15 protein-coding genes and 1 pseudogene are annotated in these 21077 nt (G+C 73.5%); 9 read left to right on the forward strand and 7 right to left on the reverse strand.

All coding sequences use genetic code 11. The features are described from left to right. A partial coding sequence (locus tag VR44_RS43890; protein ID WP_211275064.1) for a hypothetical protein occupies positions 1-502 on the forward strand: 502 nt, incomplete at its 5' end. A gap of 170 nt (positions 503-672) precedes the next feature. Beyond that, positions 673-2253, forward strand: a complete 1581-nt coding sequence (locus tag VR44_RS13540) for an alpha/beta hydrolase (protein ID WP_245691778.1) — start codon at positions 673-675, stop codon at positions 2251-2253. Positions 2254-2296: 43 nt separating this feature from the next. Here VR44_RS13540 and VR44_RS13545 read toward each other — a convergent pair whose 3' ends face one another. After that, positions 2297-3589 carry an MFS transporter gene (locus VR44_RS13545; RefSeq protein ID WP_052713593.1) on the reverse strand — a complete coding sequence of 431 codons (1293 nt, stop codon included), beginning with the start codon at positions 3587-3589 and terminating at the stop codon, positions 2297-2299. Between the two features lie 5 nt (positions 3590-3594). Then, a complete protein-coding gene (locus VR44_RS13550) occupies positions 3595-4008 on the reverse strand; it encodes a PaaI family thioesterase (protein WP_045947733.1) in 414 nt (137 codons plus the stop codon). A 42-nt stretch (positions 4009-4050) separates the two neighbouring features. Between VR44_RS13550 and VR44_RS47110 the strand changes: the two are divergent. After that, positions 4051-4236 (forward strand): annotated as a pseudogene (locus tag VR44_RS47110) (thioesterase); the annotation flags it as partial. Positions 4237-4251: 15 nt separating this feature from the next. On the opposite strand, the gene VR44_RS13555 reads toward VR44_RS47110, so the two are convergent. The 5 genes from VR44_RS13555 to VR44_RS13575 form a co-directional block, all read right to left on the reverse strand. Next, positions 4252-6267, reverse strand: coding sequence for an NADPH-dependent 2,4-dienoyl-CoA reductase (locus VR44_RS13555; RefSeq protein ID WP_045947722.1), 2016 nt, complete (start codon positions 6265-6267; stop codon positions 4252-4254). 154 nt (positions 6268-6421) lie between these two features. Continuing rightward, positions 6422-9445 carry an alpha-mannosidase gene (locus VR44_RS13560; protein WP_045947723.1) on the reverse strand — a complete coding sequence of 1008 codons (3024 nt, stop codon included), beginning with the start codon at positions 9443-9445 and terminating at the stop codon, positions 6422-6424. Between the two features lie 32 nt (positions 9446-9477). Further along, positions 9478-10335, reverse strand: a complete 858-nt coding sequence (locus tag VR44_RS13565; protein WP_045947724.1) for a carbohydrate ABC transporter permease — start codon at positions 10333-10335, stop codon at positions 9478-9480. After that, positions 10332-11234, reverse strand: coding sequence for a carbohydrate ABC transporter permease (locus VR44_RS13570; protein WP_245691780.1), 903 nt, complete (start codon positions 11232-11234; stop codon positions 10332-10334). Before VR44_RS13570 ends, VR44_RS13565 begins: the two co-directional genes overlap by 4 nt. Then, positions 11231-12565 carry an ABC transporter substrate-binding protein gene (locus VR44_RS13575; RefSeq protein WP_045947725.1) on the reverse strand — a complete coding sequence of 445 codons (1335 nt, stop codon included), beginning with the start codon at positions 12563-12565 and terminating at the stop codon, positions 11231-11233. The genes VR44_RS13570 and VR44_RS13575 overlap by 4 nt, the downstream gene beginning before the upstream one ends. A 489-nt stretch (positions 12566-13054) precedes the next feature. Here VR44_RS13575 and mdlC point away from each other — a divergent pair, with 489 nt between their 5' ends. The 6 genes from mdlC (at position 13055) to VR44_RS13605 (ending at position 21000) form a co-directional block, all read left to right on the forward strand. Beyond that, entirely contained in the window at positions 13055-14665 is a 1611-nt protein-coding gene (gene mdlC, locus VR44_RS13580; RefSeq protein ID WP_045947726.1) for a benzoylformate decarboxylase, read from the forward strand. 47 nt (positions 14666-14712) lie between these two features. Further along, entirely contained in the window at positions 14713-16125 is a 1413-nt protein-coding gene (locus VR44_RS13585; RefSeq protein WP_045947727.1) for an FAD-binding oxidoreductase, read from the forward strand. Beyond that, the gene (locus VR44_RS13590) at positions 16122-17474 is read left to right on the forward strand and encodes a cytochrome P450 (protein WP_045947728.1); all 1353 of its coding nucleotides are present in this window, start codon (positions 16122-16124) and stop codon (positions 17472-17474) included. The genes VR44_RS13585 and VR44_RS13590 overlap by 4 nt, the downstream gene beginning before the upstream one ends. A gap of 104 nt (positions 17475-17578) precedes the next feature. Next, a complete protein-coding gene (locus tag VR44_RS13595; RefSeq protein WP_052713594.1) occupies positions 17579-18853 on the forward strand; it encodes an alpha/beta fold hydrolase in 1275 nt (424 codons plus the stop codon). A 9-nt stretch (positions 18854-18862) separates the two neighbouring features. Beyond that, positions 18863-20773: a peroxidase family protein gene (locus VR44_RS13600; RefSeq protein ID WP_094191612.1), complete on the forward strand. Its 1911-nt coding sequence runs from the start codon at positions 18863-18865 to the stop codon at positions 20771-20773. Then, on the forward strand, positions 20770-21000 hold the full coding sequence (locus tag VR44_RS13605; RefSeq protein WP_045947729.1) for a hypothetical protein: 231 nt from the start codon (positions 20770-20772) through the stop codon (positions 20998-21000). The genes VR44_RS13600 and VR44_RS13605 overlap by 4 nt, the downstream gene beginning before the upstream one ends. Positions 21001-21077 lie beyond the last annotated feature (77 nt).

Consider the following 21077-nt stretch of genomic DNA (forward strand, 5'->3'; position numbering starts at 1 on the left):
AGTGAGGTTGCCCATGTCCCCGTCCGACCGCCGGATCCGCCGCGCGTGCGCGCTGGGCGGCGTACTGTGCGTTGTGCTGGCGGCCGGTGCCTGCGCCGCCGCGCCGGCCCGCCCGGGGTCCGCGCATGCGGCCCATGCCGCCCACGCGGCGGGCACCGCCTCCGCCACTCCCTCCGCCTCCGCCTCCGCCTCCGCCTCCGCCTCCGCCTCCGCGACGGTCGAGCAGATCGCCGAGGCCCTCGGCTGCACGCCCGAACTGGGCACTCAGGCCGAAGAGTTGCGACAGGGAGCCTGTCAGACCGGACAGGGCGTCTACCGCATGACCACCTTCGCCGCCGAAGCAGGCCTGCGCTCCTGGCTGGCCGAGGCCGAGCCGTACGGCGGCTTCTACCTGGTCGGGAACCGCTGGGTGGTCACCGCCCAGTCCGCGGACGCCCTGGCCGGTCTGCGCGAGCGCCTCGGCGGCAGCGTCGAGACCGGCGCCGCGCACACCGGCCACTGACCCCGCCCCGGTCCGTCATGCGGCCCAACCCCTAAGGGAATTAGGCCCGTTGTCCGAAATCGCCTCGTTCACGAGGAGGACAAGAGCCGTCACGAGGGATGATTCGCCCCGCCGCCCGGTACTCCAAGGTGGGCAGGGACTCGCCCCTCTCCGAAAGGAACGGCCCTTCCGTGCCGCAGACGAAACGCTTCGCGCCCCTGCTCGCCGCCGCCGGGCTACTGGTCACCTCCCTGCCCCTCCTGACGGCCACTCAAGCCGCCGCCGACACCGCCGCCCAGGAGTACGCGCCGCCCAAGCCCGCCTGGCACCGGTGCAGTGCCGAGCAGCCGGCCTCGTACGAGTGCGCCACGCTCAAGGTGCCGCTGGACTACCGGCAGCCCCGGGGGCGCACCCTCGACCTCGCGATATCCCGGATGAAGAGCCCGGACCCCGCCAAGCGGCGCGGCGTCCTGCTGATGAACCCCGGCGGGCCGGGCGGGCCGGGGCTCGACCTGCCGCTGATGGCGGACGGGGCGCTGCCCAAGGAGGTCCGTGAGCAGTACGACCTGATCGGCTTCGATCCGCGCGGGGTCGGCGCGAGCAGCCCCGTCAGCTGCGGACTGACCGACGCGGAGCAGCAGTTCCAGCGGGCCTACCGGCCCGAGACCTTCGCCGCGGACGTGGCCTGGGCGCGCACGGTCGCGGACAAGTGCCGGGAGAAGGCCGGTGCGGTGCTCCCGCACATCACCACCCGCAACACGGCCCGCGACATGGACGCCATCCGCGTGGCCCTGGGCGAGCGGAAGATCTCGTACCTGGGGTACTCGTACGGCACCTACCTCGGCGCGGTGTACACCCAGTTGTTCCCCTCCCGGACCGACCGCTTCGTCCTGGACAGCTCGATCGACCCGCAGCGGATCTGGCGCGGCATGATCCAGGTGTGGGCCACGGAGGCCGAGCCGGCGTTCGCGCGCTGGACCGAGTGGACGGCGGAGCGCGACGCCGAGTACCACCTCGGGGCCACCCCGCAGGCGGTGTCGGCCGCCTTCTGGGGCCTGGTGGCGCGGGCGGACCGCGACCCGATCGAGCTCGACGGCCAGAAGCTCACCGGGGACGACATCCGCAGGGCCCGGCCCCTGTTCTTCTCCCCCGCCAAGGCGGCCCCGTTCGTCAGCGCCCTGAAGGCGGCGGCCGAGGGCACCCCGCCGCCCGGGGGCACGGCCGTGCCGGAGGAGGTGCGCGGGACCCTGCGGGGCGGCGCCGCCGAGCCCGCCTCGGACAACGGCATGGCCGTGGCCTTCTCGGTGCTGTGCGGGGACACCGACAACTGGCCGCGCGACCCCGAGCAGTACCGGCGTGACGCGGAGCGGGACAAGGCCCGTTACCCGCTGTACGGGGACATGGCCTCCAACATCAAGCCGTGCGCGTTCTGGCAGCGGCCGGCCGAGGCGGCCACGCCGATGCGGATCCCGGCCGACGTGCTGCTCGTGCAGAACGAGTGGGACTCGCAGACCCCGCTGGTGACCGGCCAGGGGATGCACCGCGCCCTCAAGGGGTCGAAGATGGCCCTCGCCCTCGGCGGCGAGGGGCACACGGTGTACCTGTCCGACCCGGGCTCCTGCGTGAACGCGACCGTCAACTCCTACCTGAGCACGGGCCGGCTGCCCGCCCGCGACGTGACCTGCACGACCGTTCCGGCTCCGGCCCAGCGGCGCGAGGCCCTGCCGGAGCGGGCGCCGCTGCCCTTCCCGGCGGGACCCCGGCTGTTCTGATCCGCCGGCCGGACCGCTGAACCGACCGGGGTCTCCGGCTGGTTCAGCGGTCCGCCGCGCGCCTGGCGTCGCAGACCGCGGCGGAGACCGCCGCCGCGGGCGGCCGGCGGGCGCTCCGCAGCGGGGTCGCCAGTCCCGCGCCGAGGATCAGCAGGCACAGCACCCCGCCCGCCACACTGGCCGCCGGAACCCCGTACCGCGCCCCCAGCCCGGTCAGTACGGCGGCGCCCACGGGGCCCGCCGCGTTGTGCACCGTCCAGAAGGCCGAGGTGACCCGGCCGAGCAGCGCGTCCGGGGTCACCTCCTGGCGCAGGGTCATCGAGGTGATCCCGCCGAGGGTGATACCGAACATGAACACGGCGCCCAGCAGGGCGATCACGGGAACGCTGCCGCTGAGACCGACTCCGGCGACCGCCACCGCGATCAGCCCGACGGTACCCAGCCAGCACGGTCCGAAGCCGAGGACCCGCCGCAGCCGGCCGGCCGCGAGGGCCGCCGCGATGACACCGAGCCCGCTCACGGCCAGCACGTAGCCGAGGGTGGCCGCGTCCTGCCGGAGGTCCTCCCGGACCCGGTAGATCAGCAGGTCGGTGGCGCCCATGGTGACGAAGGTCAGCAGGGTGAGCAGTACGGTCAGGGGGCGCAGCAGGGCGTGGCCCCACAGGAAGCGGAAGCCCACGGCGAAGACCTCGCGCAGCCGTCCGCCCGGTGAGGCCGGCGCCGGTGCCGGGGCCTCGTCCGCGGGCGGCGCGTGGCGTCCGAAGGTCACCCAGCGCAGGCTCACCGCCGAGACCAGGAAGGTCGCCCCGTCGATCCCCAGGGCCCACTCGCCGCCCGGCCCCGCGGTGATGAACCCGGCGGCGACGGGCCCGGCCAGCGTCCCGAGGGCGAAGGTGCCCATGAGCCGGGAGTTGGCGGCGGTGAGCTCCCCGGTCCCCACCAGTTGGGGGACGGCGGTCACGTACGCCACGTCGAACACCGTCTTCAGGGCGGTGACCAGCACGGTCAGCACGTACAGCGGCCAGACGAGCGGTCCGGCCGTCAGCCAGACCAGCGGGACCGCGCCCAGCAGGACCGCCCGCGCCAGATCGCAGACGATCATCAGGCGGCGGCGGTCGGAGCGGTCCACCACATGGCCGGCGAACAGCCCGGTGAGGATGCCGGTGGCCCCGGTGACGACGGTGATCAGGCCCATCTGGACGAGGGACCCGGTGGCGTCGAGCACCAGCACGGGCAGCGCCACCAGCGAGAGCGAGCCGCCGATGACGGACAGGGCCTGGCCGAGCCAGAAGACGGTGAAATCGCGATTGCGCCGGAGCGGTGCGGGGGCGGACAACCCGTTCAGCCCAGCAGGGCGTACACGGTGGAGGCGGTGGCGGCGGGGTCCTGGGCGCCGTCGGGGGTCATGGTGGCGTCGGCGAAGGCCATGCGCTTGCCGAGCTTGGTGACCCGGACGGTGATCAGCACGTCGGTACCGACGACCGGCCGCTGGAAGCTGGTGGACTGCTGGACGGTGGTCATCGGGCCGTACGCCCCGCGCGCGGCCGAGACGGCGATGACGGTGGCGGTGTCGGCGGCGGCCATCAGGGCCTGGCCGGACAGGCCGCCGCCGTCGCGGGCCAGGGAGTCGGACCAGGGCAGCCGCAGGACGGCGTGCCGCTCTCCGGTCTCCTCGACGGTGAGGCCGAGGGCGAGCACCCAGGGGGCGAAGTTGTCGGCGAGGATCTGGTCGGCTTCTGCGGGTGTCAGCGTCACCCGGAGATTGTGGCGGCCCGGCCGGGCCGCCACAATCTCCGGGTGACGCTGACACCCGCAGAAGCCGACCAGATCCTCGCCGACAACTTCGCCCCCTGGGTGCTCGCCCTCGGCCTCACCGTCGAGGAGACCGGAGAGCGGCACGCCGTCCTGCGGCTGCCCTGGTCCGACTCCCTGGCCCGCGACGNGGGGGGGGGGGGGGGGCCCGGCCGGGCCGCCACAACTGCCTTTCCGCCGGAGGGATCAGAGGGAGGCGGCCAGCTCGGTGCCCTGGCGGATGGCCCGCTTGGCGTCGAGTTCGGCGGCCACGTCGGCGCCGCCGATCAGGTGGGCCTCGATGCCCTCGGCGCGCAGCGCCTCGTACAGGTCGCGGCGCGGCTCCTGCCCGGTGCACAGGACGACCGTGTCGGCCGGGACCAGACGCGGTTCGCCGTCGACGGTGATGTGCAGGCCCTCGTCGTCGATCCGCTCGTAGGTGGCGCCGGCGACGGAGACCACCCCGCGGTGCTTGAGCTCCGCGCGGTGGATCCAGCCGGTGGTGGTGCCGAGGCCGGCGCCGACCTTGGTGGTCTTGCGCTGGAGGAGGGTCACGCGGCGCGGGGCGGCGGGCCGTTCGGGGGCGGTGAGGCCGCCCGGGCCGGCGTACGCGGTGTCGACGCCCCAGTGCCGGAAGTAGACGGCGGGGTCCTGGGAGGCGCCTTCGCCGCTGTCGGTGAGGAACTCGGCGACGTCGAAGCCGATGCCGCCGGCGCCGACGACGGCGACGCGTTCGCCGACGGGGACGCCGTCGCGCAGCACGTCGAGGTAGCTGACGACGTTCTCGCGGTCCACGCCTTCGATGGCGGGGGTGCGCGGGGTGACGCCGGTGGCGACGACGACCTCGTCGTAGCCGCGCAGGGTGTCCACGCCGGCGGGGGTGTTGAGGCGGACGTCGATGCCGTGGGCTTCGAGCTGCGTGCCGAAGTAGCGGATGGTCTCCTCGAACTCCTCCTTGCCGGGGATCCGGCGGGCGATGTCGAGCTGGCCGCCGATGTGGCCGGAGGCCTCGAAGAGGGTGACGGCGTGGCCGCGTTCGGCGGCGGAGACGGCGCAGGCGAGGCCGGCGGGGCCGGCGCCGACGACGGCGACGGTCTTCTTCGTCCGGGTCGGGGAGAGGACGAGTTCGGTCTCGTGGCAGGCGCGCGGGTTGACCAGGCAGCTGGTGAGCTTGCCGCTGAAGGTGTGGTCGAGGCAGGCCTGGTTGCAGCCGATGCAGGTGTTGATGGTCTGCGGGCGGCCCGCGGCGGCCTTGGCGACGAAGTCGGCGTCCGCGAGGAAGGGGCGGGCGAGGGAGACCAGGTCGGCGCGGCCGTCGGCGAGGATCTCCTCGGCCTTCTCGGGGGTGTTGATGCGGTTGCTGGTGATGAGCGGGACGGAGACCGCGCCCATCAGCTTCTGGGTGACCCAGGTGTAGGCGCCGCGCGGGACGGAGGTGGCGATGGTGGGGATGCGGGCCTCGTGCCAGCCGATGCCGGTGTTGATGATGGTCGCGCCGGCGGCCTCGATCTCCTTGGCGAGGTGGACGACCTCGTCGAGGGTGGAACCGCCGGGGACCAGGTCCAGCATGGACAGGCGGTAGATCAGGATGAAGTCCTCGCCGACGGCGGCGCGGGTGCGGCGGACGATCTCCAGCGGGAAGCGCACGCGGTTCTCGTACGCGCCGCCCCAGTCGTCGGTGCGCCGGTTGGTGGCGGCGGCGATGAACTCGTTGATCAGGTAGCCCTCGGAGCCCATGATCTCGACGCCGTCGTAGCCTGCGAGCTTGGCGAGGCGGGCGGCGCGGACGAAGTCCTCGACGGTCTGCTCCACCTCGGCGGCGGTGAGCTCGTTCGGGACGAAGGGGCTGATGGGCGCCTGGACGGCGCTGGGGGCGACCAGGTCCTTGTGGTAGGCGTAGCGGCCGAAGTGGAGGATCTGCATGGCGATCTTCCCGCCCTCGGCGTGCACCGCGTCGGTGATCACCCGGTGTTCGGCGGCCTCCTCCTCGGTGGTGAGGCGGGAGCCGCCCTCGAAGGGGCGGCCGGCGTCGTTGGGGGCGATGCCGCCGGTGACGATCAGGCCGGCGCCGCCCTTGGCGCGCTCGGCGTAGAAGGCGGCGAGGCGCTCGAAGCCGCCCTGGTGCTCCTCCAGGCCGGTGTGCATGGAGCCCATGATCACGCGGTTCGGCAGGGTGGTGAAGCCGAGGTCCAGGGGGCTCAGCAGGTGCGGGTACGGGCTCATGGGTGTGTGTCTCCTCGCGCGGTGTCCTGACCCTGTTGTAAGCGAGCGGGAGACGGTTCTGCAACTAGGTGCAAAACAGCTGTGGCGACTCTCACGGCCTCCGCCGCCCCTCCGGCGGGTGCCGGAGGGGCGGCGAGTGTCCCGGCCGGGGCCGTCAGGAGCGGCGCAGGCGCACCGTGACGATCTGGAACGGGCGCAGGTTCAGCGGGACCGCCCCCGACGGGGTCGGGGCGCCGACGGCCGTGGGCGGCAGGGGGCGTTCCAGGAGGTCGGTCTCGGTCGCCGCGGCGAGGGGGAAGCCGGGGGTGAGGATCGCCCGGGCGCGGCCGCCGCGGGATTCGTAGAGCCGGACGATCACGTCGCCGCCCCGGTCCTCGGCGAGCTTGACCGCCTCCACCACCACCGCGTCGTTGTCGACGGAGAGCAGCGGTGCGACCGGACCCGCGCCGCGCAGGACCCGCTCGGGCAGGTTGAGGGCGTGGCCCTCGCGGACCGCGTCCCCGATGCCGGCGCCGGGGGCGAGGGCGTGGCGCAGGGTGTGCCGGCCCTGGTCGGTCTCCGGGTCGGGGTAGCGCGGCGCGCGCAGCAGGGAGAGCCGGACGGTGGTGGTCTGGCCGCCGTCGGGGCGGACCTCGCGCGTGACGTCGTGGCCGTACGTGGAGTCGTTGAGCAGGGCCGTGCCCCAGCCCGGCTCCGCGGCGTGGATCCAGCGGTGGGCGCAGATCTCGAACCGGGCGGCCTCCCAGGAGGTGTTGGTGTGCGTGGCGCGCTGGACGTGCCCGAACTGGGTCTCGGAGGACGTCCGTTCGGCCTTCACGTCCAGGGGGAAGGCGGCTTTGAGGAACTTCTCCGTCTCGTGCCAGTCCACCTCGGTGACCAGGTCCACGGTCTTGGCCCCGGCCCGCAGGCCGATCGTCTGGGTGACGGAGGAGGAGCCGAAGGAGCGGGTGACGGTGACGGAGCAGGCGTCGGGGCCCTGGTCGGTGACCTCCAGGGTGTCGAGGCCGTCGAGGTCGGTGACCTTGTTGCGGTAGAAGGCCTCGACGTCCCAGGCGTCCCACATGTTCGGGAAGTCCGGGTGGATCTGCAGCAGGTTGGCGGCGCGGCCAGGGGCGAGGGACTCCCGGCCCTGCTCCAGGTCGTACGCGGAGACGATCAGGCCGCGGCCGTCGACCTCCACCAGCAGCCTCCCGTTGGCCAGCACGTGGCCGCCGCCGTGCCGCTCCTCCACGGTGGCCGGCTGCGGGGCCGGGGCGGGCAGGTCCGCCCCGCCGGCCGGGACCCCGCGGCGGGTGTGCGGGGCGCAGTTGAAGACGAGCTCCCGCTCGCCGTCGCCGGCCAGCGCGGTCTGCGCGGCCAGGGTGAGGGCGCGCAGCTCCTCCGCGACCCGCGCGTACGTCTCACGGGCCTCGCGGTGCACCCAGGCGATGGAGGAGCCGGGCAGGATGTCGTGGAACTGGTGGAGCAGGACGGTCTTCCACAGCCGTTCCAGGTCCTCGTACGGGTAGGCGAAGCCGGGGACGCGCACGGCGGCCGTCGCCGCCCACAGTTCGGCCTCCCGCAACAGGGACTCGCTGCGGCGGTTGCCCTGCTTGGTCTTCGCCTGGGAGGTGTAGGTGCCGCGGTGCAGTTCCAGGTACAGCTCGCCGGCCCAGACGGGGGCGTCCCCGTACTCGGCGCGGGCCTTGTCGAAGAAGGCGTCCGGGCGCTCGATCTCCACGCGGGGGGAGCCTTCGAGGTCCCGCTGCCGGCGGGCCCGGGCGAGCTGCTCACGGGTGGGGCCGCCACCGCCGTCGCCCCAGCCGAAGGGCACCAGGGAGCGTGAACCACGGCCCTTCTCCCGGTAGTTGCGGGCGGCGTGCGCCAGCTGGGCGCCGCCGAGGTCGCTGTTGTAGGTGTCGACGGGCGGGAAGTGGGTGAAGACGCGGGAGCCGTCGATGCCCTCCCACCAGAAGGTGTGGTGCGGGAACCGGTTGGTCTGGGACCAGCAGATCTTCTGGGTGAGGAACCACTGATTGCCGGCCAGCCGGACGATCTGGGGCAGCGCGGCGGTGTAGCCGAAGGAGTCGGGCAGCCACACCCCCTTGGTGTCGATGCCGAACTCCTCCAGGAAGAACTTCTTGCCGTAGAGGAACTGGCGGACCATGGCCTCCCCGCCGACCATGTTGGTGTCCGACTCCACCCACATGCCGCCGACCGGAACGAACTGCCCTTCCGCGATCTTCTTCTTGATCCGTTCGAAGAGCTCGGGCCGATGGGTCTTGATCCAGTCGAGCTGCTGGGCCTGGGACATGGCGAAGACGAACTCCGGGTGCTCGTCCATCAGGGCGACCATGTTGGAGGCGGTCCGGGACACCTTGCGGACCGTCTCGCGCAGCGGCCACAGCCAGGCCGAGTCGATGTGGGCATGGCCGACGGCGCTGATCCGGTGCGCGGAGGCGTGGGCCGGGGCGGCGAGCACCCCGGTGAGGCGGGCGCGGGCGGCGGCGGCCGTGCCGGGGACGTCGTCCAGGTCGAGCTCGTCCAGGGCGGAGCCGACGGCGCGCAGGACGGTGTGGCGGCGGGCGTCGTCCTCGCCGAGCTGCTCCATCAGGCCCTGGAGGACGTCGAGGTCCTGGACGAGTTCCCAGACCTCGGTCTCGAAGAGGGCCAGGTCCATCCGGGCCAGCCGGTAGAGGGGCCGGTCCCCGCTGGTCAGCCGGTCCCCCTCGGTGGTGGGGCGGTGCTCGACCAGGACGGGGTTGGCGGCGGCCTCGACGTACCACTCGATCCGCTCGCCGCCGGCCGCGCGGTCGGCGACCCGTACCCAGTCGTTGTACGGGTTGAGGGCCTTGACCTCGGAGCCGTCGGCCCGGTGGACCAGGCCCTCGCACTGGAATCCGGGCATCATCCGGTCGAAGCCGAGGTCGAGGACGGCTTCGACGGTGCGGCCCGCCCAGTCGGCGGGTACGGCGCCGGTGACCTTGAACCAGGTGGTCCCCCAGGCCGGGCCCCAGGCGTCCCCGGCCGCACAGGGCGTGTAGGGGGCGGCCAGGGCCTCCGTGACGGGAACGGGCTCCCCGGGGGCGTCCCACCGGGCGACGGTCAGCGGGAGGGGCCGGGAGCGGATGGCGGGCCTGATGCGTTCGCCCAGGACCCGGCGGAGGCGTTGCTCGATGATGCTGCGGTCGTCGTGCATGACGGCGGCTCCAGGGGAGGGTCGGGTGCGGTTCAGACTTTGACGGCGCCCTCGCCCACGCCCCGGAAGAAGAAGCGCTGCAGGGCGAGGAAGAGCAGCATCATCGGCAGCAGGGCGGCCATGGCTCCGGCCGCGATCAGCCGCTGGTCGTTGACGGTGGTGGCGCCGGCCAGGCTCTTCAGGCCGAGCTGGAGGGTGTAGTGCTCGCTGTCGGTCAGGACGATCAGGGGCCACAGGAAGTCGTCCCAGGCCCCCATGAAGCTGGTGATGCAGACCACGGCCAGGGCGCCCCGGGCGGAGGGGACGAAGACACGGGTGAACCGGGTCCACTCGTTCGCCCCGTCGAGCACCGCGGCCTCCTCCAGCTCCCTGGGGACGGCGAGGAACGCCGCCCGCATGATCATGATGTTGAGGACGGAGACCGCTCCGGGCAGCCACACGCCGACGAGGGTGTCGACGAGGCCCATCCCGCGCACGGTGAGGAACATCGAGATCATCACGGACTCGAAGGGGAACATCAGGGTGGCGGTCAGCACGGTGAAGACCGCCCTGCGGCCCCGCCAGCCCTCCCGGGACAGGGCGTAGCCGCCCATGGCGGCGAACACCAGGTTCGAGGTGACGGCGAGGGCCGCGACCACGAGGGTGTTGGCCGTGTACGGGAGCAGCGGGAAGGACTCGGCGACGCGGACGTAGTTGCCGAGGGTCGGCTCGGCCGGCAGGACGCCCTCGTAGACGTTCTCGCCGCGCCCGCGCAGTGAGGTCAGGAACTGCCAGGCGAGGGGGCCGGTCGTGACCACGAGGGCCAGGCAGAGCGTCAGGTAGCGGGCCGCGAGGGCGGCCCGGCGCCTGCCCGCGCCCCCGCGGCCCGCGGTGGCCGCGCGTCCGCTCACGCCTCGTCCCCCTTCGTCAGCCGGCGGCCCAGCAGGCTGAAGGCCAGGGTGAGCAGGAACAGGAGCAGGGAGAGGGCGGAGGCGTAGCCGGTCTCCCCGGCGAAGCCCAGGCCGACCTGCCGGATCAGGAAGGGCAGGGTGCGTGCGCCGCCGCCGGGGCCGCCGCTCTCCCCGCCCAGGACGTAGATCTCGGTGAACACCCGCAGGGCGGAGATCGCCGACAGCGTCCCGACCAGCAGCATCATCGGCTTGACGGACGGGACGGTGATGCTGGTGAACCGGCGCACCGGTCCGGCCCCGTCGAGGGCGGCGGCCTCGTACAGCGCTCCCGGTACGTTCCCGAGGGCGGCCAGGTAGAAGACCATGTAGTAGCCCAGGCCCTTCCACACCGTGACGATCATCGCGGAGACCAGCAGCAGCGTGCTGTCGGTCAGGAAGGGCACGGGCTCCGTGACCAGCCGCAGCCGTACGAGGACCGCGTTGACCGCTCCGTCGCTGCGCAGCAGCCACTGCCAGACCAGGCCGACGACCACGGCGGAGGCGATCACCGGGGTGTAGAAGGCGGACCGGAAGAGGCCGATGCCGGGGACCTCCCGCCGCACCAGGACGGCCAGTCCCAGCGGCAGCACCACCAGGCAGGGCACGACGACCAGCAGGTAGAGCACGCTGTTGGCGGCCGCCAGCCAGAAGTCGGGGTCGGCCAGGGCCCGCCGGTAGTTGGCCAGGCCGACGAAGCTCCCGCCCTCCAGCACCCGGGCGTCGGTGAGGGACAGCACGACGGTGTTGACGAACGGCCAGAGGCTGAACAGCAGCACCGCGGCCAGGCCGGGCGCGAGGAACAGGTACGGGCTCCACCACCTGCGGTGCGGCAGCCCTCCCCCGCCCTCCGGCGCCGTCACCTGCGGCCCGCCGCCGCCAGCAGCCGGTTGGCCTCCTCCTCGGCCCTCCGTACGGCCGTCCGCGCGTCCTCCTCACCCTTGATGGCCTTCTGCATCTCGCGCGCCACCGCGTCACCGACCTGACTGGTCCACTGGACGGGGGTGTTGGCGTCGAGCGCGGCCGTCCTCAGCTGTTCGGCGCCGATCGCGCGGGCCAGCGTCTCGGCGTCCTTCCCGTCGCCCCGGTCGGCGAACCGCGGGTCAGCCAGGCCCTGGGCGTTGGAGGGGTAGATGGTGGCCCGCCGGGAGAACTCCACCTGGTTGGGGCCGTTGGTGACCCACTTGGCGAACTCGGCCGCCGCGTCCGGGTGCGCGGTGTCCTTGCGGATGCCGAGGGACTGGGCGTAGATGCCGATGTGGCCGAGGGTGCCGGTGACGGCGCCCGCCACCCGGGTCTGGGCGTACACCTGCGGGGCGTTGGCCTTGATGTCCTTGACGAAGCCCGGTGAGCCGGGGCCGAAGACGAGCCGGCCGCTGCCGTAGAGCTGGTTGATGTCGTCGGCCTTCAGGAGGGACTCCTTGGGCATGGCGCCCTTGGCGTACAGGTCCTTCATCCGGTCGGCCCAGGCGACGGCCTTGTCGGTGTCGAAGGTGAACCGGTCCCCCGCCTTGTTCAGGAGGGGTACGCCCATCTTCTGCCAGTCGCCGGGCAGCCGTCCCTTGGGGTCGGCCATGAAGGCGGCGTACCGGCCGCCGGAGCGGGCGGCGATCTGCTCGGCGTAGTCGAAGAACTGCTCGACGGTGGTGGGCGGTCGGGCGGGGTCGAGTCCGGATCTGGTGAACAGGTCCTGGTTGTAGGTGAGGATCTCGGGGGTGACGTACCACGGGTAGGCGTACACCCCCTCGCCCTTGCCGGGGAGCTTGAACTGCTCCCAGGCGCCCGGGACGTACTCCTTGGCCGCCGCCGCGTCGAGGGAGGCCACGTCGGCGAGCATGCCGCGGTCCGCGAGGAGCTGGAAGGAGTCGGTGGAGAGGTTGACCACGTCGGGCAGGGCCCCGGCCTGGGCGTCGGCGACGAGCTTCTCGTTGTAGCCGTCGCCGGGGACGTCCTCCCACTTCACCTCGGCCTCGGGGTACGCGCGCTCGAAGGAGTCGATGACGCCCTGGACGTAGGCGGTGTAGACGGGTTTCAGCTGGAGGGTCCGGAAGGTGATCTCCCCGGCCACCCGGCCGGTCTTCCGCGCCTCTCCCGCCCGGGGTCCGGCGCCGCCGAGGCCGCAGGCGGAGAGGGAGAGCAGGCCGGCGGCCGCCACGGTGGCGACGGCCGTACGGATCAAGGGGTAACGGGTCATCGTCGCCGCCTTCGTGGGAGTTCCGGCTCCGGCGCCGGAGGGCGGTGCCCCAGGCTGTACGCAAGCGCCGGGCGCGTCAATGCGGCCGGAATCCCGCTGGCCGGGGGAACGCCTGTCCGTGGGTAACGGAAGACGGCGGAACCCGGGGCGGCGCAACCGGTCACGAGCTGGACTGATGCGCTTTAGCCGGAGCCTTTGCGCCGACGGCTCCGCCGGGGCGGCGGAGGTGATTCCCGGGCCGTCTTTGACTTCTTATCGCCGGTCCGCCGCGAGCGCCCGGAGACGAATCCCAACGGCACGCACTAATGCGGTTTATCGCAATACGGCCCACCCCGGCAGACCTGGCGGCCATTAGCACGCACGAGGGCGCACGGGCAAGGGTTCCACGGCCGCCGACCCGAACGGATCACGGGTTTGCCTTGATCAACGCGATGTGATGCATTGATCACACACTGTCGCGATCCCGCCCGCCAGCGAAGGAACCTCCCCATGCGCACGGTCCGAGAGTCGGTCCTGGACGTCCTGCGAACCCGCGGGATGACCACGGTGTTCGGCAACCCCGGTTCCACCGAACTCCCCATGCTCAAGCAGTTCCCGGAGGACTTCCGCTACGTCCTGGGACTCCAGGAGGCCGTCGTGGTCGGCATGGCCGACGGCTTCGCCCTCGCCTCGGGCACCACCGGCCTGGTCAACCTGCACACCGGGCCGGGCACGGGCAACGCGATGGGCGCGATCCTGAACGCCCGCGCCAACCGCACCCCGATGGTGGTCACCGCCGGCCAGCAGGTGCGCGCCATGCTCACCATGGAGGCCCTGCTGGCCAACCCCCAGTCCACGCTCCTGCCCCAGCCCGCCGTGAAGTGGGCCTACGAGCCGCCCCGCCCGGCGGACATCGGCCCCGCGCTCGCCCGCGCCGCCCAGATCGCCGAAACCCCGCCGCAGGGACCGGTGTTCCTCTCGCTCCCGATGGACGACTTCGACGTGCTGCTCGACGAGGACGAGGACCGGGCCGCCCAGCGGACCGCGGCGCGGACCGTGACCCACGCCGCCGCCCCCTCCGCCGAGGTGGTGCGGCGGCTGGCCGCCCGGCTCTCGGGGGCCCGCAGCGCGGTCCTCGTCTCCGGCAACGACGTGGACGCCGCCGGGGCCTGGGACGCCGTCGTGGAACTGGCCGAACGCACCGGCCTGCCGGTCTGGTCGGCACCCACCGAGGGCCGGGTCGCCTTCCCCAAGTCCCACCCGCAGTACCGGGGGATGCTGCCCCCGGCGATCGGACCGCTCTCCCGCTGCCTGGAGGGGCACGACCTGGTGCTGGTGATCGGCGCCCCGGTCTTCTGCTACTACCCGTACGTCCCCGGCGCCTACCTGCCCGAGGGGGCCGAGCTCGTCCAGCTGACCCGGGACGCCGACGAGGCCGGCCGTGCCCCCGTCGGTGACGCGATCGTCGCCGATCTCGCCCTGACCGTGCGGGCGCTGACCGCCGCGCTGCCGGCGGCGGAGCTGCCGCCGGCGGCCCCGCCCCTGGAGCGTGCCGAGTCCTTCGAGGAGGTCGACGGGGCACTCACCCCGCTCGCCGCGATGACGGCCATCGCCCAGGGCGCCCCCGCGAACACCCTCTGGATCAACGAATCCCCGTCCAACCTGGGGCAGTTCCACGACGCGACCCGGATCGACACGCCCGGCTCGTTCCTCTTCACCGCCGGCGGCGGGCTCGGCTTCGGCCTGGCCGCGGCCGTCGGCGCGCAGCTCGGGGCCCCGGAGCGGCCGGTGGTCTGCGTCATCGGCGACGGCTCCACCCACTACGCCGTCCAGGCCCTGTGGACCGCCGCCGCCTACAAGGTCCCCGTGACCTTCGTCGTCCTCAGCAACCAGCGCTACGCGATCCTCCAGTGGTTCGCCCAGGTGGAACGGGCCCAGGGCGCGCCCGGGCTCGACATCCCCGGCCTGGACGTCACGGCCGTCGCCACCGGCTACGGAGTACCGGCGCACCGGGCGTCCAGCTGCGGCGAACTGGTCAAGCTGGTCCGGGAGTCGGCCCTCCAGCAGGACGGCCCGGTGCTCATCGACGTGCCCGTCACCACCGAGCTCCCCACCCTGTGACCCCCTCCCCGCACCCCCGTTCCACCGCACCGTCCCGGAAGGCCGGCATGCCCGTCACCAGCGACACACCCCTCCTGCTCGCCAGGCTCCGCTCCGCGCTCCCCGCCGAGGCCCTGCTCACCGCTCCGGCGGAGCTCGCCGCGCACTCCCGGGACACCGCGCCCTTCTCCGCGTGCGGAACCCCCGCCGTGGTCGCCGTCCCCCGCACCGCCGAGCAGGTCGAGCACATCATGCGGACCGCCTACGAACTGGACGTCCCCGTCGTCCCGCAGGGCGCCCGCACCGGACTCGCGGGGGCCGCCAACGCCGTCGACGGCTGCGTCGTACTGTCCACCGCCGCCCTGGACCGGATCCTGTCGGTGGACCCCGCCAACCGCCTGGTGCGCTGCGAGCCCGGGGTCACCACGCGCCGCCTCGCCGAGGCCGTCGCCGGGTACGGGCTGGCGTACCCGCCGGACCCGGCCTCCTGGGAGACCTGCACCATCGGCGGGAACATCGCCACCGGCGCCGGCGGCATCTGCTGCGTGAAGTACGGGGTCACGGCCGACTACGTCCTCGGGCTGGACCTCGTACTGCCCGACGGGCGGCGCATGCGCACCGGCCGGGACACCGCCAAGGGCGTCGCCGGATACGACCTCACCCGGCTGGTCGTCGGCTCGGAGGGCACCCTCGCGGTGGTCGTCGGCGCCACCCTCGCCCTGCGGCCCGCCCGGCCGCCGGCCCTGTCCCTGCTCGCCCAGTTCCCCACCCTGACCGCCGCCGGGGACGCCGTCGCCGCGATCACCCGCGCCGGGCACACCCCCTCCGCGCTCGAACTCCTCGACCGGGCCACCACCCGGGCCATCGCGGACCTCGGCGCCCACCCGCTGGTGCGCCCCGGCAGCGCCGCCACCCTGATCGTCGAGAGCGACGGCGCCGACCCCTCCGCGGACCTCACCGCCATGGAACTCCTGTGCAAGGAGGCCGGGTCCGACCACGTGGCCACCTCCGCCACCGCCGAGGAGGCCCGGGAGATCATCGAGGCGCGCCGCCTGGTCACCCCCGCGATCGGCGCGTACATGGCCTCGCGGGGCGGCGGGCTGACCGCCTTCATCGAGGACGTGGCGGTCCCCCGCAGCGAACTCCCCAAGCTGATCGGCCAGATCGAGGACATCGCCGCCCGCCACCGGCTGCAGGTCTTCACCCTCGGCCACGCCGGGGACGGCAACCTCCACCCCACGGTCGTCTTCGACCCCTCCGACCCCGGCGAACTCGACCGCGCCCGGACCGCCTACGACGACATCATGGCCGCCGGCCTCGCCCTGGGCGGCACCACCACCGGGGAACACGGCATCGGCACCCTCAAGCGGGAGTGGCTGGAGCGCGAGCTGGGCCCCGTCTCCCTGGAGCTCCAGCGCGGCCTCAAGCGGCTGTTCGACCCGAAGAACCTCCTCAACCCCGGCAAGGTGGTCTCCGCATGACGCACTCCACCGAGATCCACGGGACCGCCCGCCCCGGGACCCCGCCGCGGCCGCCGGTCCGGGCCGGCCTGGCGGAGACGGTCCGCTTCATGGCCACCCACACCCTGCCCGTCTTCGTACGCGGTGTCGCCAGCCCCCGGTTCGGGGTGGTCGCCCTGTACTCCCGGCTGAACCAGCCCGCCTGGTCGAACGCCACGCTGCGGGCGATGAGGGCCCGGCACGGCGGGGCGCCCGTCCTGGTGCGCGCCCTCTCCGGCGAGATGCTCGTCCTCTTCGACGAGGAGGACATCGCACGGTTCTTCGCCGAGCCCATGGACGTCCTGGCCATGGACGCCAAGGACAAGCTCGACAGCCTCGCCGTGTTCGAGCCCACCGGCGTCATCTGCTCGCACGGGGCCCTGCGCGAGGACCGCCGCGAGGTCAACGACCGTGCCCTGGCCGCCGGTCAGGACAACCACCCCGCGTGCGCGGAGTACCAGGGGATCGTCGAGGAGGAGTGCCGCCCGCTCACCGCCGCCACCGTCCTCGACTTCCCCCGGCTGCGCACCGCCATGGCCCGTGCCTCCCGCCGGATCGTCCTCGGCGACCGGGCGGCGGACGACGCGGAACTCGCGGGCTGGCTCACCACGCTGCGCGACCAGGCCAACTGGATGGGCCGCAGCCGCCCCGAGGCCAACCGGGCCCTGTACGCGCGGGCGGACACCAGGATCGCCCGGTACGCGGCCGACGCGCCCCCGCACACCCTGGCCGCCCGCGCCCTCGCCGCCCCCTCCCCCGAGGGCACCGACCCCCTCGGCCAGACCCACCACTGGCTGCTGGCCATCGAGGTCTGCGCGCCGATCGTCATCCGCACCCTGCTCCTGCTGGCCGCCCACCCCGCCGAGCAGGACGAGGCGCGCGCGGAGATCGCGGCCGGCACGCCGGGGCTGCCCCGGCTGCGGGCCTGTGTGCGGGAGTCCCTGCGCCTGTACCCGATCGTGCCCGACCTGGTGCGCGTCACCCGCGCCGAGACCGAATGGCGCGGGGTGCGCCACCCGGCCGGGACCACCGTCCTCGTCCCCATCGGCTTCCACCAGCGCGACCCCGAGCGGGTGCCCGGCGGACACCTCTTCGCACCGGGCCGCTGGCTCGCCCCGGACGCCGACCTGGACCCCCGGATGGCCCCCTTCAGCCACGGCGCCGGCCGCTGCCCCGGCGACCGGCTCGGGCTGCTGCTGTCCTCGCTGGTCTGCGCCGAGGTGCTGCGCGGCAACCGGCTGACCGGCGCCCGCCCGGTCCTCGACACCGGCCGCCCGCTCCCCGGCATCGTCGACACGGCCGGCATCCGGCTCCGCCTCGGCCGCCCCTAGGGCGTCCCGCACCCCCAGAGAGGAGCATCCCGTGCCCGAAGCCGTACCCGGGGCCGCCGCGCCCGTCACCCAGCCGGACGTCGACTCCCTGCACCACGTCTGCCGTGAACTGGCCGGGGCCGCCGACGCCGTGCGCGAGGCCGCGCGCTACGCCTCCGGCCTCGCCCTCGGCCCCCGGCTGCCCCTGGCGGCGGCCGGCCCCCGGCAGGACCCTGCTGGACCCGCGGGGCTTCGGCTGGGCCCCGCACGGGCGCACCCCGCTCGCCGGCGCCGTCTGGCTGGCCGGGGTGCTGACCAGCCGGGAGAGCCTGGCCGTCAGCCTCGCCGTCACCGGACTCAAGGCACGGATCCGGGCGGCCGCCGTGCGCCACCCCGAGCTGCTGGCCAACCCCACCACCTCGCGGGTGCTGCGCGCGATCGACGAGGACCGGCAGGCCGAGGCCGTCCGGGTGTTCAAGGGGCTGCTGACGGAGAAGGGCGCCGAGTACGCGCTGGCCCTGCTGGCGCCGTCGTTCGCCGACATCATGGCCTGGAACGCGCTGACCGACGAGAACCCGTTCAACGACACCGCCGGCTGGCAGATCGCCACCAACCGGCCGCTGACCTCCGACTTCTTGGTGGGCACCCCGAGCGCCGTCTGGGCGTTCCTGGACCGGGGCAGGGGCCGGGCCGAGCCGCACACCCCCTCGGCCGAGCTGCTGGAGCGGATCGACACCTCGGGCACCATCGTCGGCTACGTCCGCAACATCGGTCACCTCGGCACCCGCGGGCTGCTCCTCGTCCAGCAGGTGGCCGGCCCGGACGGGACGCGCCGCTACGTGGTGCAACTGGCCGGCATGGGCAAGGGGTTCAACCAGGAGTGCCCACAGGACCTGGTGGGCAGCTGCAACGCGATGGGGTCCGCGGACACCGCCTACACCCGCGCCGTGCGCAGGGCGCTGAACCGGCTGGTTCCCTCCGGCTCGGAGGTGGCGCTGGTCGGCCACAGCCAGGGCGGGCTCACCGCCATGAACCTGGCGTCGAGCCGGGACTTCAACGCCCTCTACACGGTGACGCACGTGGTCGCGATCGGTTCGCCCATCGACCACAAGCGGGCCGCCGATCCGCGCACCCGGGTGCTCTCGCTGGTCAACGAGCACGACATCGTGCCGAGCCTGGAGGGCAGGTCGCCGGTGTCGGCGTACGGACTCCCCGCCGAATTCACCGAGTTCACGTGGAAGGACGACACCCACGCCTTCCCGCTGTGCCACGCCGCCGAGCGGTACGCGCACAACCTGGAGCACGACGTCCCCCACGCCCGCACCCACGTCGACTCCGAACTCGCCGCCTTCCGCGGCCGGGTCACCGGCACGCACCTGTTCACCCTCCACGACCGCTGAGGACCCCGTATGACCGACACCACCGACACCGCACCGCAGACGGCCCCCGGGGCCGGCGGGCTGCTGCCCGGCCAGGCCGGCGGCGGCACCCCGCCGCCCGCGGGCCCCCGGCCGTACGGGCCGCCCGGCCTCCTGGAGCGGCTGGAGTCGGCGGCCTTCGCCCGGATCAACCGCACCCACGAGTGGTACGAACTGCCGCACGCGCTGGGCCTGCTGAACCTCGCCGTGATCCGCGAGGACCTGCGCCGCCTCAACCTGTACGACACCTTCGGCGCGGGCGGCGAGCGCGACCGCCGCCCCACCCCGCACCTGGCCCCGTACCGCTCGTACGACGGCTCGGGCTACGACCCGTACGACGTGGACATGGGCCGGGCCGGGACCCGGCTGGACCGCAACTCCCCGCTGGAGCTCGCCCATCCGGACGAGGACGAGGCCCTGATGGCGCCCAGTCCCCGCGAGGTCAGCCGGCAGCTGCTGGCCCGGCGCGGCTTCGTCCCCGCGCCCACCCTCAACCTGCTGGCCGCGGCCTGGATCCAGTTCCAGAACCACGGCTGGGCCAACCACGGGGACAACGAGGAGGCCGAGCCCTTCACCGTTCCGCTCGCCGCCGACGACGACTGGGCGCAGCAGGGCGGCAGTTGCCCGATGCGGATCAACCGCACCCGCCCCGACCCGGTCGCGCACACCACCCCGGGGGGTCCGCCGACGTACGAGAACACCGTCACCCACTGGTGGGACGGCTCGCAGATCTACGGTTCGGACGAGGCCCGCTGCCGCTCCCTGCGCACCGGCGAGCAGGGGCGCCTGATCCTGGAGGAAGGCCGGCTGCCGCGGGACCCGCGGCCCGGGATGGAGTGCCTCGACGCGACCGGGATGAACAGCGACTACTGGACCGGCCTGTCGCTGCTGCACACGCTGTTCGCGAAGGAGCACAACGCGATCTGCGACCTCATCCGCTCCCACCACCCGACCTGGGACGACGAACGGCTCTTCCACACCGCGCGGCTGGTCAACACCGCCCTGATGGCGAAGATCCACACGGTGGAGTGGACCCCCGGCATCCTCGACCACCCGGTGCTGCACCACGCGATGCGCTCCAACTGGTACGGGCTGCTGCCCCGTTGGGTGACGAAGACCTTCGGTCGGATCGGCGGCGAGGTGCTCAGCGGGACCCTGGGCTCCGCCACCGACCACCACGCGGCGCCGTTCTCCATGACGGAGGAGTTCGTGTCGGCGTACCGGCTGCACCCGCTGATCCCCGACGAGATCACGGTCCGTGAGCACCGGGGCGGTACCGTCCGCAAGGTCATCGGCTTCGACGACATGCAGGGCGCCACCACCCGCACGGCGGTCGACGAGTTCGGCACGAGCGACCTGCTGTACACCTTCGGCGTGTCGCACCCGGGCGCCCTGGTGCTGCACAACCACCCCGACGCGCTGCGGAACTTCGCCCGGCTGTCCGGTGAACACATCGACCTCGGCACGGTGGACGTCCTGCGGGACCGGGAGCGCGGCATCCCCCGCTACAACGCCTACCGTCAGATGCTGCGCAAGCGCCCGGTCACCTCCTTCGAGGAGCTCACCGGCGGGCACCCGGGCGACACCCCGCTGCTGCGGGAGATCTACGACGGCCGGCTGGACCGGGTGGACACCCTGGTCGGCAACCTCGCCGAACCGCGCCCGGCGGGCTTCGGGTTCAGCGACACCCTGTTCAGGATCTTCGCGCTGATGGCCACCCGCCGGCTCAAGAGCGACCGGTTCTTCACCACCGACTACCGGCCGGAGGTGTACACGCCCGAGGGGCTGCGCTGGATCGACGAGAACTCGATGGTGACGGTCCTGCTGCGGCACCACCCGGAGCTGGCGCCGCACCTGGCCGGGGTGTCCAACGCGTTCGCCCCGTGGAAGGGGCAGGCGTGAGCGGGCGGCCGGACGGGGAGCGGGACCCCGCCCAGGGGCTGCGCACGCACGCCGCGCTGCTGCGCGAGCGGGCGGAGCGGCTGCGCGGCGCCTGCGCGGCCCTGGACTGGAAGGGGCCGCAGGCCGACGCCTTCCGCGCCCGCGTCGACGAGCTCGCGCTGCGCTGCACCCGCGCGGCCGAGGGGCTGACTCGTTCGGCCGCGGAGTTCGACGGCCTCAAGGGCTAGGTCGTCTCTTTCGGATCTTGCCGGTCAAGCCCGCGTCGTTCGGTGCCGTGCATCGGCGCCTTGGCGGGGCGCCGCCG

The organism is Streptomyces katrae (assembly GCF_000966975.1).
GTDB classification, from domain to species: domain Bacteria; phylum Actinomycetota; class Actinomycetes; order Streptomycetales; family Streptomycetaceae; genus Streptomyces; species Streptomyces katrae.

Excerpts from the sequence above, each read along its gene's own strand:
- VR44_RS13555 (WP_045947722.1), bottom strand. The coding sequence starts at position 6,267 with ATGAGCCCGTACCCGCACCTGCTGAGCCCCCTGGACCTCGGCTTCACC.
- VR44_RS13560 (WP_045947723.1), bottom strand. The coding sequence starts at position 9,445 with ATGCACGACGACCGCAGCATCATCGAGCAACGCCTCCGCCGGGTCCTG.
- VR44_RS13575 (WP_045947725.1), bottom strand. The coding sequence starts at position 12,565 with ATGACCCGTTACCCCTTGATCCGTACGGCCGTCGCCACCGTGGCGGCC.
- mdlC (WP_045947726.1), top strand. The coding sequence starts at position 13,055 with ATGCGCACGGTCCGAGAGTCGGTCCTGGACGTCCTGCGAACCCGCGGG.
- VR44_RS13585 (WP_045947727.1), top strand. The coding sequence starts at position 14,713 with ATGCCCGTCACCAGCGACACACCCCTCCTGCTCGCCAGGCTCCGCTCC.
- VR44_RS13590 (WP_045947728.1), top strand. The coding sequence starts at position 16,122 with ATGACGCACTCCACCGAGATCCACGGGACCGCCCGCCCCGGGACCCCG.
- VR44_RS13600 (WP_094191612.1), top strand. The coding sequence starts at position 18,863 with ATGACCGACACCACCGACACCGCACCGCAGACGGCCCCCGGGGCCGGC.